Annotated in this window: 18 protein-coding genes and 2 pseudogenes; 11 read left to right on the top strand and 9 right to left on the bottom strand. The window is 32.9% G+C overall.

Going from position 1 to position 15,970, the window contains the following annotated elements; genetic code table 11:
- The first annotated feature begins 43 nt into the window (after positions 1-43).
- Both MHH45_RS05715 and MHH45_RS05710 read left to right on the top strand, forming a co-directional pair.
- Positions 44-571 (top strand): hypothetical protein, encoded by a 528-nt coding sequence (locus MHH45_RS05715; protein WP_016114645.1) that lies wholly within the window; start codon positions 44-46, stop codon positions 569-571.
- Between the two features lie 19 nt (positions 572-590).
- Positions 591-1,760, top strand: a complete 1,170-nt coding sequence (locus MHH45_RS05710) for a DEAD/DEAH box helicase (protein ID WP_016114646.1) — start codon at positions 591-593, stop codon at positions 1,758-1,760.
- A 102-nt stretch (positions 1,761-1,862) separates the two neighbouring features.
- Here MHH45_RS05710 and MHH45_RS05705 read toward each other — a convergent pair whose 3' ends face one another.
- Together MHH45_RS05705 and MHH45_RS05700 are read right to left on the bottom strand one after the other, a co-directional pair.
- Complete coding sequence (locus MHH45_RS05705) at positions 1,863-2,474, bottom strand: zinc dependent phospholipase C family protein (RefSeq protein WP_016114647.1); 612 nt, start codon at positions 2,472-2,474, stop codon at positions 1,863-1,865.
- A gap of 11 nt (positions 2,475-2,485) precedes the next feature.
- Positions 2,486-3,463: a quinone oxidoreductase family protein gene (locus MHH45_RS05700; protein ID WP_016114648.1), complete on the bottom strand. Its 978-nt coding sequence runs from the start codon at positions 3,461-3,463 to the stop codon at positions 2,486-2,488.
- A 197-nt stretch (positions 3,464-3,660) separates the two neighbouring features.
- On the opposite strand from MHH45_RS05700, the pseudogene MHH45_RS05695 reads away from it, so the two are divergent.
- A pseudogene (locus tag MHH45_RS05695) lies at positions 3,661-3,876 on the top strand (DUF3600 domain-containing protein); the annotation flags it as partial.
- Between the two features lie 423 nt (positions 3,877-4,299).
- On the opposite strand, the pseudogene MHH45_RS05690 reads toward MHH45_RS05695, so the two are convergent.
- The 3 genes and pseudogenes from MHH45_RS05690 to MHH45_RS05680 form a co-directional block, all read right to left on the bottom strand.
- Positions 4,300-4,721, bottom strand: a pseudogene (locus MHH45_RS05690) (hypothetical protein).
- A 103-nt stretch (positions 4,722-4,824) separates the two neighbouring features.
- A complete protein-coding gene (locus MHH45_RS05685) occupies positions 4,825-5,796 on the bottom strand; it encodes an MBL fold metallo-hydrolase (protein ID WP_016114651.1) in 972 nt (323 codons plus the stop codon).
- 88 nt (positions 5,797-5,884) lie between these two features.
- Entirely contained in the window at positions 5,885-6,094 is a 210-nt protein-coding gene (locus MHH45_RS05680) for a DUF3925 family protein (protein WP_006094670.1), read from the bottom strand.
- Positions 6,095-6,318: 224 nt separating this feature from the next.
- Between MHH45_RS05680 and MHH45_RS05675 the strand changes: the two genes are divergently transcribed.
- A complete protein-coding gene (locus MHH45_RS05675; protein WP_016114652.1) occupies positions 6,319-6,795 on the top strand; it encodes a glutathione peroxidase in 477 nt (158 codons plus the stop codon).
- A gap of 100 nt (positions 6,796-6,895) precedes the next feature.
- Here MHH45_RS05675 and MHH45_RS05670 read toward each other — a convergent pair whose 3' ends face one another.
- The 3 genes from MHH45_RS05670 to MHH45_RS05660 form a co-directional block, all read right to left on the bottom strand.
- The gene (locus tag MHH45_RS05670; RefSeq protein ID WP_016114653.1) at positions 6,896-7,900 is read right to left on the bottom strand and encodes a sunset domain-containing protein; all 1,005 of its coding nucleotides are present in this window, start codon (positions 7,898-7,900) and stop codon (positions 6,896-6,898) included.
- A 589-nt stretch (positions 7,901-8,489) separates the two neighbouring features.
- Entirely contained in the window at positions 8,490-9,629 is a 1,140-nt protein-coding gene (locus tag MHH45_RS05665) for a site-specific integrase (RefSeq protein WP_088093849.1), read from the bottom strand.
- Between the two features lie 26 nt (positions 9,630-9,655).
- On the bottom strand, positions 9,656-10,168 hold the full coding sequence (locus tag MHH45_RS05660; RefSeq protein WP_088093850.1) for an ImmA/IrrE family metallo-endopeptidase: 513 nt from the start codon (positions 10,166-10,168) through the stop codon (positions 9,656-9,658).
- A 794-nt stretch (positions 10,169-10,962) separates the two neighbouring features.
- Between MHH45_RS05660 and MHH45_RS05655 the strand changes: the two genes are divergently transcribed.
- The 3 genes from MHH45_RS05655 to MHH45_RS05645 all read left to right on the top strand — a co-directional run bounded on the left by MHH45_RS05655 (position 10,963) and on the right by MHH45_RS05645 (position 13,580).
- On the top strand, positions 10,963-11,094 hold the full coding sequence (locus tag MHH45_RS05655; RefSeq protein WP_283936154.1) for a hypothetical protein: 132 nt from the start codon (positions 10,963-10,965) through the stop codon (positions 11,092-11,094).
- A 195-nt stretch (positions 11,095-11,289) separates the two neighbouring features.
- Positions 11,290-12,489, top strand: coding sequence for a DUF262 domain-containing protein (locus tag MHH45_RS05650; RefSeq protein WP_249922699.1), 1,200 nt, complete (start codon positions 11,290-11,292; stop codon positions 12,487-12,489).
- Positions 12,486-13,580, top strand: coding sequence for an MAE_28990/MAE_18760 family HEPN-like nuclease (locus tag MHH45_RS05645; RefSeq protein WP_088093851.1), 1,095 nt, complete (start codon positions 12,486-12,488; stop codon positions 13,578-13,580). Before MHH45_RS05650 ends, MHH45_RS05645 begins: the two co-directional genes overlap by 4 nt.
- Before the next feature lie 487 nt (positions 13,581-14,067).
- On the opposite strand, the gene MHH45_RS05640 is transcribed toward MHH45_RS05645, so the two are convergent.
- A complete protein-coding gene (locus tag MHH45_RS05640; protein WP_088093852.1) occupies positions 14,068-14,436 on the bottom strand; it encodes a helix-turn-helix domain-containing protein in 369 nt (122 codons plus the stop codon).
- Between the two features lie 161 nt (positions 14,437-14,597).
- Here MHH45_RS05640 and MHH45_RS05635 point away from each other — a divergent pair, with 161 nt between their 5' ends.
- From MHH45_RS05635 to MHH45_RS05620, 4 genes are all read left to right on the top strand, one after another.
- A complete protein-coding gene (locus tag MHH45_RS05635) occupies positions 14,598-14,783 on the top strand; it encodes a helix-turn-helix transcriptional regulator (protein WP_088093853.1) in 186 nt (61 codons plus the stop codon).
- Between the two features lie 40 nt (positions 14,784-14,823).
- The gene (locus tag MHH45_RS05630) at positions 14,824-15,123 is read left to right on the top strand and encodes a helix-turn-helix domain-containing protein (protein ID WP_088093854.1); all 300 of its coding nucleotides are present in this window, start codon (positions 14,824-14,826) and stop codon (positions 15,121-15,123) included.
- A 67-nt stretch (positions 15,124-15,190) separates the two neighbouring features.
- A complete protein-coding gene (locus MHH45_RS05625) occupies positions 15,191-15,706 on the top strand; it encodes a helix-turn-helix transcriptional regulator (RefSeq protein WP_088093855.1) in 516 nt (171 codons plus the stop codon).
- A 28-nt stretch (positions 15,707-15,734) separates the two neighbouring features.
- Complete coding sequence (locus tag MHH45_RS05620; RefSeq protein WP_088093856.1) at positions 15,735-15,956, top strand: RNA polymerase subunit sigma; 222 nt, start codon at positions 15,735-15,737, stop codon at positions 15,954-15,956.
- The last annotated feature ends 14 nt before the right edge of the window (positions 15,957-15,970 follow it).

Raw genomic sequence — 15,970 nt, 5'->3', positions numbered from 1 at the left:
TGGCGCCTTTCCATCGAAAGGCGCCTGTTTTTTGGAGGAAATTATGTTTGATCCAACTGCTTTTGAAAATTTAAAAGTAATCGTTGAAGGAGCTGTCTATGATTTTGATTTACATGGTGATATTCTTGTAACGGATCGAAAAGATATGATGGACCTTGCATCGCTAAGCCGTATATATCATATTTCATTTCAATTAACTGAACAGTTTAAACCGTTAGTAGAAGCGACATTCTCACTGTCAGTAGATGCGAAAAATTTATCAGGTGAGATTTTAGAAGTGCCGCAGTTTATACCAGGTTGTGAACTGAAACTGCAATTTGCATTTCCGTTACAGCACCCAGAAACAGATTGTCAAGAGATCGAATCGTTAGTACAATCTATTTGGGGAAAAGAGCGAATGATTACGCAGGAAATTTCATACGAATATAATAAGCAAGCGATTTCATATCATAATAAGGTAGAGGTTCTATTTCAAAAAGCGATTACAGAAGACCATGTTGATGATTTAATAACTGTTATTTCTCACATGATAGAAACAGTGCGAACAATACAACATTTTCTTCAAAAATAGAGATAAAGGAGAAAAACAAATGATAAAAGATATGCAACCATTTTTGCAACAAGCTTGGGAGAAGGCTGGTTTTAAAGAGTTTACTGAAGTTCAAAAACAAGCGATTCCAACCATTTTAGAAGGACAAGACGTTATAGCTGAATCACCAACTGGGACAGGGAAAACATTAGCGTACTTATTACCACTTTTACATAAAATTAATCCTGAAGTGAAACAACCACAAGTTGTAATTCTAGCGCCAACGCGTGAACTTGTTATGCAAATTCATGAAGAAGTTCAAAAGTTTACAATCGGAACTGACATTTCAGGTGCATCTTTAATTGGTGGTGCGGATATTAAGCGCCAAGTCGAAAAGTTAAAGAAGCATCCAAGAGTCATTGTTGGTTCACCAGGACGTATTTTAGAATTAATTCGTATGAAAAAGTTAAAAATGCATGAAGTGAAGACAATTGTATTTGATGAATTTGATCAAATTGTAAAACAAAAGATGATGGAAGCTGTGTTTGATGTAATTAAATCAACAATGCGTGATCGTCAATTAGTATTCTTCTCGGCAACAATGACAAAAGCTGCAGAAGAAGTAGCACGCGATTTTGCAGTTGATCCACAATTAGTTCGCATCACACGTACAGAAACAAAGAGTTTAGTTGAGCATACGTATATCGTTTGTGAACGCCGTGAAAAAAATGATTATATTAGAAGAATTATGCATATGGGGAATGTAAAAGCAGTTGCCTTTTTAAATGATCCCTTCCGCTTAGATGAAATTACTGAGAAACTGAAATTCCGTAAAATGAAAGCAGCAGCTCTTCATGCGGAAGCGAATAAGCAAGAACGTGAAGCAACGATGCGCGCATTCCGTCATGGGAATTTAGAAATCTTATTAGCGACAGATATCGCTGCGCGTGGGTTAGATATCGATGATTTAACACATGTAATTCACCTAGAGTTACCAGATACATTAGATCAATACATTCACCGTTCAGGCCGTACAGGACGTATGGGGAAAGAGGGGACAGTTGTTTCCCTTGTTACTCCGCAAGAAGAGCGTAAACTACTTCAATTTGCGAAAAAGTTAGGCATTCAGTTCAAGAAACACGAGATGTTTAAAGGAACATTTGTAGAGTCTAAACCGAAAGCACCAAAGAAAACGAAACCTGCATTTACTGGGAAGAAGAAGCCTAGATAATAGGAGACTTCCCTTAATGGGAGAATAATGAAAGTGAGAAGGCGTGTCTACATGTATAAAGTAGTCACGCCTTTTTAGTGTTTAAAAGGTTAAATAACTATGTTAGAGCCTTTCTAAAAAGAAAACACCTTTCTCAATAGCAGTTTCTACATAACCGACAATTTGGTTAAACGTAAACACTTGTAATTCAGCATGCAGATCTTGCTGTGGAAATACCATATCATTAAAAATAAGCTTTTTAAAAGCTAGAACGTTTTCTTCTGTTACTTCCTCAACATTTGGTATGTTTGCTTCTTGATTAAGAATAGAAAGGAATTCCTGCTCTTTATCGTAATGATGTAATAGTTTTGCATTCAATAATTTAAAATCGTTATGATACATAGATAAAATTGTTTGATCATGCTCGATTCTATTTTTGAGCCAAGGAAGAAAAAAACCGTTGAGCCAATTATCATCAGCAATAAGGTGTGTATAATACCCTAAAATGAAAGAGGAATCTATGTGCTTTTTATATTTTTGAAGAAATGTACCGTAATCAATTCTTCTGGTATAGTTCTTTGTTGTACCAGCATAAAAATGTGATACGTTTTTTTCCTCTTTTGAACGAACTGCATCAGGAGCTACTCCCCCAAGCAAGAAAGATGTTTTATCAGGGATGGATAATTTCTCTGCAATACCATTTGCGATAATCAAATGCATAACTCGTGACCCCATGAATGACACCTCTATTTAACAGTCAGAATGATTTTTCCTGTACTCTGTCTACTTTCGATCCATTCATGCGCTTTCCCTGCATCTTGAAGTGTAAAACGTTTACCAATTGCAATTTGTAGGCTTCCATCACGTAAATACTGAAAAACTTGGTTAGCGGTATGACGAAGTAAGTAAGGACGTTTCTTACGAGTCGTTCCAAAGCTAAAGCCAAGAATAGAACGACAGCTTGCATGTAAATCCTTTGTCCGAAATGTTCCAATTTCCCCGCTAGCATTACCAAAATGGACAAGGCGACCATAGTAAGCCAAACACTCCAAGCTTTTTTCTGACACTGCTCCGGAAATGGAATCCAAAATAACATCGGCACCTTTACCACCCGTAAGTTCATTTGCCTTTTTACTAAAATCCTCATCTTGATAACAAATAACATGATCAGCCCCAGCTTCTAAAGCAACTTTCTTTTTCGCTTTATTTCCGACTGTTCCAATAATTTTTCCAGCCCCTAATATTTTTGCTAATTGAATCGATGTTGTTCCGATACCACCAGCCGCAGCATGAATAAGAACGGTTTCACCTTGTTGTAATCTTGCGACATTTGCAAGCAAGTTATAACTCGTAAAAGATACGATAGGACAAGCGGCTGCAGTTGTGAAGTCAATTTCATCAGGTAATACAAAGGTAAGGTTTTCATTTGCGACAACATATTCAGCATACGAACCAGTAAGAGGAAAGGCGATTACACGCTGTCCAGCGCGAATATTTCTCACATCTGAACCTACTTGTTCTACAATTCCTGCCGCATCTATACCTGGAATAAATGGGAGTTTTCCATTCCCTTTTTTGCCATAGCGCGATTTAATATCGGCAAAATTGACGCTTGTCGCGATAACGCGAATTAACACTTGTTTCTCATTAAAAGTTGGCATATCGACTTCTGTATACTTCATTGTTTCAGGTCCGCCAAATGCAGTTACAACAATTGCTTTCATTTAGATGTCCTCCTAAAAATATATTATATATATTATTTTAAACACCTATCATAAAATGGAAAATTATATAATTGTTATAGCGGATTATAAGTTAATGTTATAAAGTTATAAGTTTTAAATCATTATATTAATTTATATCGAAAATAATTTTAAAAAACGAACGAAATGTTTTTAACTTGCCAATATATAGTGTAAGACAATTGAATGGGGATAAATCTAGTAAAGAAGTATTAACATCTAAAGAGTACGAGCAGTATATAGAAGCATTAATGACATATGAGAAAGTGCTGGTGAACATTAAATCAAGCGGACATGTAACGGTAGAAGAAGTCCCCGAAGCGTATAAAGAAGAATTTGTACAAGCGGATCGGTTTATGGAGTATGTAAATGGAAAAGTACAACAAATAAATTAAATATATGAAAAGAAGAGCCGATGTTTATAAAAAGGCTCTTCTTTGTAGTGTATGCAAGTTATTATTTGAATTTTCTTACCGCATGTATAGCCACTCTCACAAGGAGAATTGCACTAATAAATAAGCCACCGTAACCAACTACGCTTAAAAATTGATCGTTTGGTTCTTTTGCATTGTTTGCTAAATATAAGACATCAATTGAAATACCGCCAAATGCTGTTCCTATAAGAGCGATAAGGAGTTGAGAGATAAATGTGGTGACAAAAGAAGCATTTGTTGGATCTGAGAAAAATCCGACTTTTAGGGATAGTTCACCGTTCTCTAATTTTGAACTTAAATCGTCAAGTTTCCTTTATATGTTTAAAGTCACAGGAGTAGAGGTATACCGATAGGGGTTTTTATTGGTGTGAGGTTCGTATCATGTTAGTTTTCTTTTCGTATGAAACTATCTAATAATGAGTAACCAGCTATTATATTTATTATTACGGGAAATGTTGTATTTAAAAGAGTTAGGATAGCTAAGTAAGCTAAGTAAGGAAAAAATTGTCCGATAGGTGAGAATAATAGAATAGGTGAAAAGCCAATCAATGCTGAAGGTAACGCAATGCCTATAAATTTCTCTAGTTGAAATTTCCATACATGTTGATTTTTCTTGTTATTGATAAGTTGACAGAAGCGCAGTACGCCACCAATGAAAAAGGGGAAAATACAAAGGAAAATATTCGAGGATACATATGAAAGGATAGTTCAGCTTGTTGATCTAAATAAAATTGAATTTTCCCTCCTGTAAATAGCAATATAACAATGAATAAAGTGAAACATAAGTATTTGCTAACCTTTTTCATTGTATCACTCCTTTTTTTGTATGTTTATTATTGAAAAAACATATTCAAAAAAAGAGGATATATGCTTGAAATGTAGCATAATATCCTCGAATTGTCTTTCTATTTAGTTAGTAGTTGCTTCCGCCTTTTCTTGCTTTGTAAGATAATCAATAATTCCCATCGCACTGATCTCCATATCGAGTTTGATAACATCGTAAATAGAATGGGTCGGTGTTACACCTTGTTTTGTAAGATGTGAGGATACTGTTTCCAATAATAAACTATACAATTCATGACTTGATGTTTCAAAATCTTGATTTTTTTCAAATACTTGTTTTCCAGCTTCAACAAAGATAGGGAGCCAATATTCAAGCTGTTTATATACTTCAGAAACATGGGAAGATGCACCATAATGTCCAAAGTAGATTGAGTCAACATTCATATTTCGAATGCGGTCTTTTGCAGCAATCATCGCATTTGGTTGAAACTGTGAAGGAGATGTGGTCGGTAAATATAGTTCAACACCAAGTTCAGCTAGTTCTCGATAATAAATACCAATTGTGTCACCCGTGAAAATGCCATTTGTTAAGGAGTCATGGATACTTATATGATGTTTGGCGTGCCCTGGTGTATCGTAAAATGTTAGTACCCGCTTTTCTGAGATTTGCAATGTCTCACCATCTTGTACGATATGGACTTGTTTCTCTGGAATAGGAAGAATTGGATTGAAGAGTTCATCAAAAGAATCACCATATACAGCTTTGGCACCTTGAATTAATTTCGTAGGATTAATCATATGACGAGCACCACGCGAATGGACGAATAAAGTTGCATTTGGACATTTTTCCATCATTAAACCAGCACCGCCAGCGTGATCAAGATGAACATGTGTAACAATGATATTTTTAACATCTGCTAAGTTAATCCGTAATTGTTGTAAGCCATTTAGAAGATGTGGAAGGGAAGGAGCAGCGCAAGTTTCAATTAAAGTAATTTCATCACCAAGTAAGACATATGTACCAGTTCGCTCTTCATGTTGTAAATCGTAATCATCAATGATATATAACTGAGAGGATAATTGTTCTACCTTTTTCATACTAATCACTCCTTGTAGTCTTATATTCTTTTATTATAAAAGAAAAGGCAGAAAACGAAAAATCGTTTTCTGCCTTTATGTAATGTTATTATTTTGTTTGTTCTTTACTAATTGACATAATAAAGAATCCGACAAGACCACCAACTAGTGGAAGAGAAATCATTCCTGCAAGTGTAAAGTACTTGCTTAAAAATAGTCCATTTACATCCATAAACCAACCAGCAACAAATAGTAACATCATGTATAATACGAAGTAAAACTCGCGATTTGAAATCATTTCACGTTGTGCAGTTTTCATTATCAACACCATCCTTTATTCATTATAATGGAATTGAAAATGTCACAATTTAGAAGATAAACTGTCACATTTTGTTCACAATTTAATTGTAAAACTTTCCAAGCTATTTGTCTAGTAGTTTGTGTCGAATTTTTGAACAAAAATAAAGCGCTCTCATTAGACGAGGAAGTTAAATACATATATGATGAGAATAAGTATGAAATAATAGAGAGGGGCAGATATATATGAAAGTTTATGATTTTTCTGCAAAAACAATTACAGGGGAAGAAAAATCGTTACGAGAGTATGAAGGTAAAGTTCTTCTCATTGTAAATGTTGCAAGTAAATGTGGATTTACACCGCAATATAAAGGGTTACAAGCCATTTATGAAAAGTATAAAGAGCAAGGATTCGAAATCTTAGGTTTCCCATGTAACCAATTTGGAGGACAAGAACCAGGTACAGAAGAGGAGATTACAAGTTTTTGTGAATTAAATTACGGTGTATCCTTTCCGATGTTCACTAAAGTTGATGTAAAAGGTGATAACACGCATCCACTATATACATATATGACGGAGCAGGCACCGGGCATACTTGGTATGAAGGCAGTAAAGTGGAACTTTACGAAATTTTTAATAGGGCGTGATGGGAAAGTAATTGATCGTTTTGCGCCGCAGACGAAGCCGGAAGAGTTAGAGAAGGAGATTGAAAAGGTATTATAAGTTACTATTTTCTATAAAGAGTGGGAAGGAGTTTGTTCGAAAATAGCATGTTTTGTTTTTTCACCTTCCTAGAAAAAGTATTTGAAATAAAGAAAAACGTTTACTTTTTTGATTTTACATAACCAGCTGCTTGAGCATCAGCTTCTGAACAGAACCAAACGATATTATCTTTTGTAGAATCATAATATTGACCTCCAGGAACATGATATTTTTTAGAATTAGCATTTCCTTTAATTTGACCTTTACAAGAAGTGTTTGTTTCTTTATCATCACTAGGATTGTTTTGGAAAGGTTGACCATTAGATCCACCATGATTGCTAGTAGCTGAGGACGCTACAGTACTTTTCTTTTGTGAAGCTTGCTCAGCAGCTTGACGTTGTTGCTCTTCCTGCTGTTTACGAGCTTGTTCCTCAGCTTGACGCTTTTGCTCTTCCTGTTGCTTTTGAGCTTGTTCCTCAGCTTGACGCTTTTGTTCTTCCTGTTGCTTTTGAGCTTGTTCCTCAGCTTGGCGCTTTTGCTCTTCTTGTTGCTTTTGAGCTTGTTCCTCAGCTTGGCGCTTTTGCTCTTCTTGTTGTTTTAGAGCTTGTTCTTCAGCTTGACGCTTTTGTTCTTCCTGTTGCTTTTGAGCTTGTTCCTCAGCTTGACGCTTTTCACCTTCTTGCTTACGAGTCTTCTCGTCTGCTTCTTTCTTTTCTGCATCTTTTTTATCTTCTTTTTCAGTTGCAATTTTTTTATCTTTTGCTGTTACTTTCTCAGCAGAAGGAGTTGCGATACTTGTAAATACCCCAAAAGCTATAAATAAAACAGCTGTAATTAAAAACTGTTTCTTCGCCATACCAGTTTTCTTAATGATAGATAAGATTGCTAAGACAAGAAAGAAAATAAATAGGATTAAACATACATTAGCGAAAAAGTTAATAATAGGATGATCTGTTTTTTCAGTGCTTGTTATCATGACTAAAAATGAAATAATAAAACAAATAACCGCAGGTCTACCATATGTCATTGCTTTACCATCTTTCTTAAAGAATGAAATAATGCATAAGGTCAGTAGAATAAGAGCTATTAAAAATAAAATTGTACCGATATTACTCCAAAATGTCATTTTTATCCCTCCGTTTGTAAGATTTTCTTTATTGATTATATAGGAACTTAGTAGAAATTATATGATTTTCATTTAAAATAAGAAAATTAAATTAATTTCCAGGGATGTGTAGTAAATTCGTAGATTATCTAAAGGGAGGATAAATGAAATTACAATTGTAAGGTGATAATAAAGTCATTTAATAATAGACACTAAAGGATTTAGTATCGGTCTTTCTAACTCATTTATAATAATGAGTTAGAATATTCGGTAATCAAATATGTAACTAATATGCAGGTGAGTGATAAATTTGATAAAATTAGAGTATTTTACAACCTAGAAGAATTTCCGTGGGCCCCAGCAGATATACCAAATGTAGAAAAGAGAAAAGTTAGTATAAGGATATTGTTTCATATAGAGAAATAAAAAGTGCCACCTCGTACTTGATAAAGGGTGGCACTTTTGTATGTTTTATCAAACACCTTTAAAACTGTTCATTCTTCTCCCAAGATTCAACGATATAGGCTCAGAAACCTTGTTATATCAAGGTTTCTGAGCCCTGTTTTTACTCAATGCTCACATTTTGCTCACATTAGAATTTTTCAGTTTTTTATTTGATATTTTCATAAGGTTTTATAATGTTCTCAAAACTTTCGGCAGCTTGTTGCTGCATGTTTTGTGTGATATGGCTGTACTTGTCTAAAGTCATTTGAATGGAAGAATGACCTAAGCGATCCTGAACGATTTTAGGGTGCTCTCCAGCTTGAAGCATGAGTGTAGCGTGAGTATGTCGTAAGTCGTGTATACGAATTCGAGGAACACCAGCTTTTTTATAGTGATCATTCAAAAAGCGATGAGGAGCATCTATATGTAAGGGCGAATGTATCGTATTGCCGGTGAAAATAAAGGCCTCTTCATTCAAGTGTATACCCCAGCGGAAAAATTCTTTCTTTTTATAGGAATAGTAGGATTGTAACTGCCCTATAACAAAAGAAGAGATACTAATGTTTCTATTTGAAGACTTAGTTTTTGTAGCAGCTTTAAATAGTCCTTTTTCTGTTTTTACAAGCGATTTATTAACCAGGACACGTTTATTATCAAAGTCAATATCTTTCCATGTTAGTGCAAGTAATTCTCCGCGTCTCATACCTGTATAGATTGCAAGTAAGAAGAACATATGGTACTTAGTATTTTTTTCTTTTAGATACTGGAGAAATCGATTACATTCTTCGCTAGACCATGTTTTCATCTCACCTTGCTCTTCGCGTGGTTTTTTAACCTTATTCATTATATTATCATGTATAATCTCCCATTCTACAGCGTGTTTGAAAATACATCTTAAGCAGCGGTGGATATTACTGATTGTACCATTTGATAGTCCTTTTTCCTTAAGTTCAGCATAGTAGCTTTGAACCATCACGGGTTTAATACTTTTAATTTTTTTATAACTAAATGGGGGAAGGATATAGAGCCTAACTAAACTCATGTCTTTTTCATAAGATGTAATTTTTAATTCAGCTTTACGAAGAGGCTTTAACTTTTCCCATATATCTAAAACAGTTAATTGTTTGTCATCAAAATATATTCCTTTCTCTATCTCTGTAATCATTGTTGCAGCAGCATTTTGGGCTTCTTTCTTTGTTCTAAATCCACTTTTACTTTTTTGCTGTCGTTTTCCTGTGGTCGGATCTATACCGATATCTATTGTAAAAGACCACGTATTTCCACGTTTACGAAAACTTCCTTTCATATTCAATACCTCCATTATCGTTAGTTTTAAAAATTGCAGTATTGTGATATTTGGTTCTGTAATTTACTTGCTAATAATTGATTTTCATAATGTAAAAGCCTTTTTTCAGCAAATTGTGTTGTTACATTGAATTTTTCTGAGATTATATATGCTTTTAATTGTAGGGGAGGAAGCTTTCGTAACATAAAAGTAGGTACACAAAATTGTTGTGCGAAGTTTTTAGCCTTTGCTTCTTGATAATCTAGAAACATTTGATGCATTAATAATTGATTACCAGAATGAAATAGGATGTGGCAGGTCTCATGGCCAAAGTCCTCCCATTGTTCTTGTTGAGAGATACGATTATCAATAATTAAGTTAGCTATTTGATTTTTTTCCATTGCATGACTTCCAAACGGAGCAAAGTACAACCAAATGTTTAGCTTTTTCGCAATCTCTATCATATCAATTTGCTCGGGAACAATAATAGATAAGGATTGGTACAAGTTCTGGATATAGTCTTCAAGTTGTGTTGTATAGTAGGGTTGTGATTGAAACATATTTTCACTCCATTCGTATTATAAGAACGTACGTTCTTATAATATAACAAAAATAAAAAACTGGGAAGAGTATTCAAGAAGAGAAAATAGGTAGATAAATTAAGAGATCTGATTGCTACCAAATCTAAAATGAGAGATTAGTATCTTAGATTTAGTAGTGAAATGTTGATGAATATATACAATAATATCTGTTTATGTTTTAGAAAATAAGGTAAAATATATATGGTAAATTATTCATTACTTTTCGTTTTTTACCGTAGGAGTGAGAGTGTGATTAAAAAGACAATTGACTTCATTTTATCTGAAGTAGCTGTAACGGAGCTTAATCATTTTGAGATAAGCAAGAAGACTAGGTATAAAGTTAAAAAATATTAAGATTAGAATTGATTTTTTTAGAAGATGGGGGATTTGTATAGATTTTTGAGTATTCCTGAGAATCGGAGTAATATAGTCTTTAAAGCTTAAAAAAGAAGATTTAATTGAAGAAATCATTAATACAATTATAAGTAACCCTGAAAATTTTTTATAATTAATATATTCATAGGTAGATTTGAAGGTTTATTATTAATAGCCCTCATCCTGATAGCGTAACAACTAAACAAAAGGATGTATCTAAAGTTTTAAATACATATCAAATTGCTAAAAGGCAACTTGTTGAAGGAATAGCCATAGAATTTTTTAAGAGTTTGAATTATGAAGTGAAGTAAGCATCTCATAGTTATGATCAAAATCATATAATTGACATTATAGTCGAAAGTGCGTCAGAAAAACTGCATATTCAAGTGAAGTTAGGTATGACTGCAAATAAAGAAATAGTACAACTTGTAAAATATGTGACAAGGTTAGATGATACTAATAAAAATAAAATTGCTTGTATTGTCGCTGAGAGATTTCTAGTAAAAGCAGAAAATTTAAGAGAACTTTAAAATGAGCTTTTTTGGAAGGTTTAGCAATGTGAAAAATATTTATTGATTAAGTAATACGTACGAAAATGGTGATACAACATATCGTGAATATGTATTTAACAAACAGGTACATGGAAGTTCAATAATAGAACAGAATTTAAAATATATTATTCAGGATAATAGTGTTGTATGAAATTATATATTGGAGGGATTTAATTGAATTTTTTTCCGGGTGAAGAACTAGAAAATGAGATTGAAGATATGGGTATGATAATTCATACTGATGAAGAGATAAATGAAAAGTATATCAAAGGCGAAGTTAGAATAGTTACTGAACAAGGGCGATTTCAGCTTACTACTATTGAGAACATAGTAGAGGGAGAAGATTACATTCTTAATCCAGAGTACCAAAGACGGCATAGGTGGAATAATGAAAGGAAGTCTAAGTTAATAGAATCTTTTATTATGAATGTCCCTGTTCCTCCCATTTTTTTATATGAAAAAGATTATTCAGTATATGAAGTAATGGATGGATTACAAAGGTTAACTGCTATTTATGATTTTTATACAGATAGGTTTTCGTTAGTGGGCTTGGAAGAGTGGGGAGAGCTTAATGGATTAGTATATTCTCAGCTACCTATTCAAGTAAAAAAGGGTATAGACAGAAGGTATTTATCTTCTATTATTCTTTTAAAGGAGACCGCTAAAACTGATAAAGAAGCACAAAGATTAAAACAGATGGTTTTTGAGAGAATAAATAGTGGTGGGGAGAAGTTAGAGCCTCAAGAAACTAGAAATGCATTATATAATGGTGAATTAAATCAGTTGTGCATTAAAATAGCAAGAGATAAATATTTCTGCCGAATGTGGGGAATTCCAGAGCAAATAAATGAAGAAGATGAGCAGGAGTTAGATAAAGAATTAATTGAAAATCCATTGTATAAGAAAATGTCAGATGTTGAATTAATCTTAAGGTTTTTTGCTTTTAGACATTTAGATAAATGGGAAAAAATGACGTTAGAGAGATTTTTAGATTATTTTTTAAAAAAAGGTAATCTATTTGATGAAAATGTAATAAAGCAATATGAAAAATTATTTAAGGAAACAATTCAATTTGTATATGAAGTATTGGGAGAAAATGCATTTTGTCTATATCGAGTTAGAAATGAAGATTGGAAATGGTATGATAGACCAACAAAAGTTGTATTTGATCCAATAATGCATGTTTTTTCTCAAAATCTAGAAAATAAGGATATACTTATAAGTAAAAAAGAAGAAATACAAAGAGATTTAAAAAAGTTTTATATGGATAATTATAACGATTTTGGAGGGAGAAATACTGGGAAAACACATGTAATCTTAAGAATTGAAAAAATGAATACTTTTATTAAGAGATACCTTGAGGCTGCAGAATGAAATCTGTACTGATGGAATTTCAAAAGGGTTTAAGTGAGTTAAAGAAATTTATTGAAAATAGCCAATTTCAGAAAAAGATGTTTACAACTTTTAAGAAATCTAAAGAGGCAGGGGTGCATATAACACCACCTGAATTAGGAGAGCAATTCAAGCTTTTCATAGAACATTATCAATCATTCTCAAATAAGCAAATATTTGAGTATAATACGATAATAATCTCAATGTATGGCTATTTTGAAGCATTTATTGAAGAGCTTATCAAGGCGTATATTTCAAATCTTAGTGAAACCGTTAGTGATTTTAAAAAGATGCCTTTAAAGATTCAAGAAAACCATTCTGCACTATCAGCAATATTAATACAGAATTTAACTTTACCTAAATATCAAAATATCACAACTGCTGATAAAATAATTATTAATGCACATTCATGTGTGGTTGGAAATGGAAATTATTCAATTAATTTAGATGCTTATACATACCATACATCAAATTTTAGGCAGGGTAGTATAGATGAATTTTTTTATAAGATAGGGATTAATCAGGTATCTTCTTTAATTTTACGTCATCCTGGGTTTGAAAAGTATTTAGTAGAAAATGAGATAAGTAAGGCTATAGCATTTGGAAGAATTGATGATTTGGCTGAAAGAAGAAACCAAGTGGCACACGGTGGTCAGAATGAATTATTAAGTCTAGAAATCTTATTAGATTACATTAATTTTTTCGAACTATACGGCAAAACGTTGTATGAAGTTTTAATGATAGAAATTATTCAATTCAGGATGGAGAACAGCCTGAATATTAGGCTGTTAGATCTTCCTATAGCAACATATGGAAGGGATATTGTATGGTTTAATGTGGAAGACACAAAAGTTTGTGTAGGGGATAACATATATGCAAGAACCAATAATCAATCCGAACCAGTAAGGTATGGTGCCATTGAGTCTATACAGTTCAATGATGAGCAATGTCAAGAGCTTATAGCAGTTGAAAGTATACAGGTAGGTTTAAAGGTGAATTTTAAAGTAAGAGATAGTTACACATTTTATTTAGAACAGAAAAGTGATCATAAAGAAATTCAGCAGCCTGTTTAGGTTATTTAAATATTTGATTAAGAATGTTTAAAGATTTTGCAAGTAGATAATTTTGCCCCGCGAAATAAACCTTTATTCTTTGTTGTGGGGCAAAAAGCAAAGTTTTATAGAGGTGTATTAAAAAGAATTTAATAAAGTAACTATTAAGTTCAATTTTCGATAACAATATATGCACTCACAAGAATCAATTAGTTTTCAGGTGATAAATAGGTTATGTGCATAATTTAATACATTATCTGTTTTGGTTAAGTTGTCTAAATAGCTAGTAATAATACGGTATAATCAACATTTATTTGATTTCGTTTGAAAAGAGACCTCTTAAATCGCTTCATCTTGTTTTATATTATTATTTATTACATCAAGGCAATGTGCACTTATAAAGATACTGCTTTATTATATCTGCAATTTCATCATTTTGAATTCCACTTAATACTATTTTTAACCATATTGGTTTAAATAAATAAAAACACACGACTATAGCGTGTGTTTATTTATTTTCACCTTGAGATCCACGTTTTTTTTCTCTCATATTGATAAATTCCCAAAAATCTTTTAATTCCTCACGTTTTTCAGGTGAGGCTTCCTTAATATCTTTAAACCAGAGACCTAGTTCTCGATCTTGTACAAATTCTTCAAAATTGACTTTCTTTGAATTTATTTTATTAGTTCTACCAAGTAGATAATCTAATGATACGTCGAAAAAATCCGCTAATTTTTGAAGTGTGTCATAATCAGGCTCGCGATTCCCCTGTTCATACATCGCATATGTTGTACGAGCAATTCCTAAGTGTTTGGCCATATCCTCTTGCCTTAATTTTCGTTGTTTTCTAAGAAAATGTAGTTGATTTCCAAACATGATTTACCCTCTTTCTAAATATTTCACACCTTAATTATAACTTTACAATTTGTAACATTAAATAATATACACGAAACGTGTAAAAAGTATTGACTTTACACGTTTCGTGACATAATATGTATATTATAAATACACAAAATGTGACGAAAGGAGTGACGAAAGTGAGAATTTGGTTAATAAAAACCCGTAAAAATATGAATAAAACTCAAGAAGATATAGCCAATGAGGCTAGAATATCTAGAAGTATGTATGCTATGGTTGAAAATGGTAAAAGGGATCCGAGTGTTACCGTTGCTAAAAATATTGCTGCTATACTTAGTGTTGAGTGGACTCTTTTTTTTGAATAAAAATGTCACGATTCGTGTAAAAATAAAAGAGGTGATATTTTTGATTAACTTTGACATCGAATCATTTCGGAAAATCATCCGAGAAGAAGTACAAAAAGCAACTGAGCATCTTCAACCAATGAACGAACTACCACCATTTTTAACTGTTACGGAATTAATGAAATTATTACATATCAAACGTACCAAAGCATCTGAGTTATTAAATCGTTCTGATTTTCCAGTATGTCGTGAAGCTGGAGTTCTTATTCCTACACATCTTCTTTTTAAGTGGATGGAAAATCATACTGAATGGGTAGAAAACAATACAGAGTATTACAATCCATTTAAAGAATCCGTCTAATACTAAATTACCACGGCGGGTTGTCACAAATAAATAATACGTTAGGTACGAATGGGGGAAGTAGACGATGTCTATAGGAAAAGAAGTTGCCATGGCACGTAAACGAAAGGGAATCACCCAAGAACAACTTTCCTTAGAAATCCCTGTAAGTCGTGAGTCACTAGCAAAATATGAAACTGAAAAACGACGGTTACCGGAAGACTTACGAAAATGTATTACCGAAGGAATTGATGATCCGCAGCTGTTTTTTAAAATGTGGAATGAAGCAACAGGTCATGTAAGTATTCCATTTTTTAATGGAGAATATATAGACCTTCATCCTACAAGTATGAGATACATGGTTCAACAAGAAACAAATGAAGCTTTAAAACAACTTGATACAGTATGTTGGTTTAAGCCTTCACAGGCATGGTCTGAAAGTGAAAAAGAAGCTATGAAAAAGGTCATGCATGAAATCTTAGATGCTACGGGTTCGATGATGAGTCTTGTAGCGGTCTTATGTGATCAGTATGGTTTTTCGATGACAGATATATTTAAGTATTGGAAAGTGTCACTACGAGCAAGGAAATATACAGATGGCTAATTTGATTATTACTGGGGAGGTTTAAGTTATGACAATTGATTATATGAGTCCAACATTAAAGCAATATAAAGAACTGATAAGAAAAGAAGCAAATTTATATGGTGATATTCGAACTGCATCAGTTTGTGGAGATTATATAAAAGCCAAAAAATTAAAGCAAGAGAAGAAATTAATGGAGATAAGAATTCGAATTATAGAAGCTGCATTTGTTTTGAAAAATAAAACGAAAAAAGAAATGGCTACCGCATAGCCCGCGATAACCAA

The sequence above is a fragment of the Bacillus sp. FSL K6-0042 genome (genome assembly GCF_038006685.1).
GTDB lineage: Bacteria > Bacillota > Bacilli > Bacillales > Bacillaceae_G > Bacillus_A > Bacillus_A pseudomycoides.
This window is presented reverse-complemented; position numbering and strand designations above follow the sequence as displayed.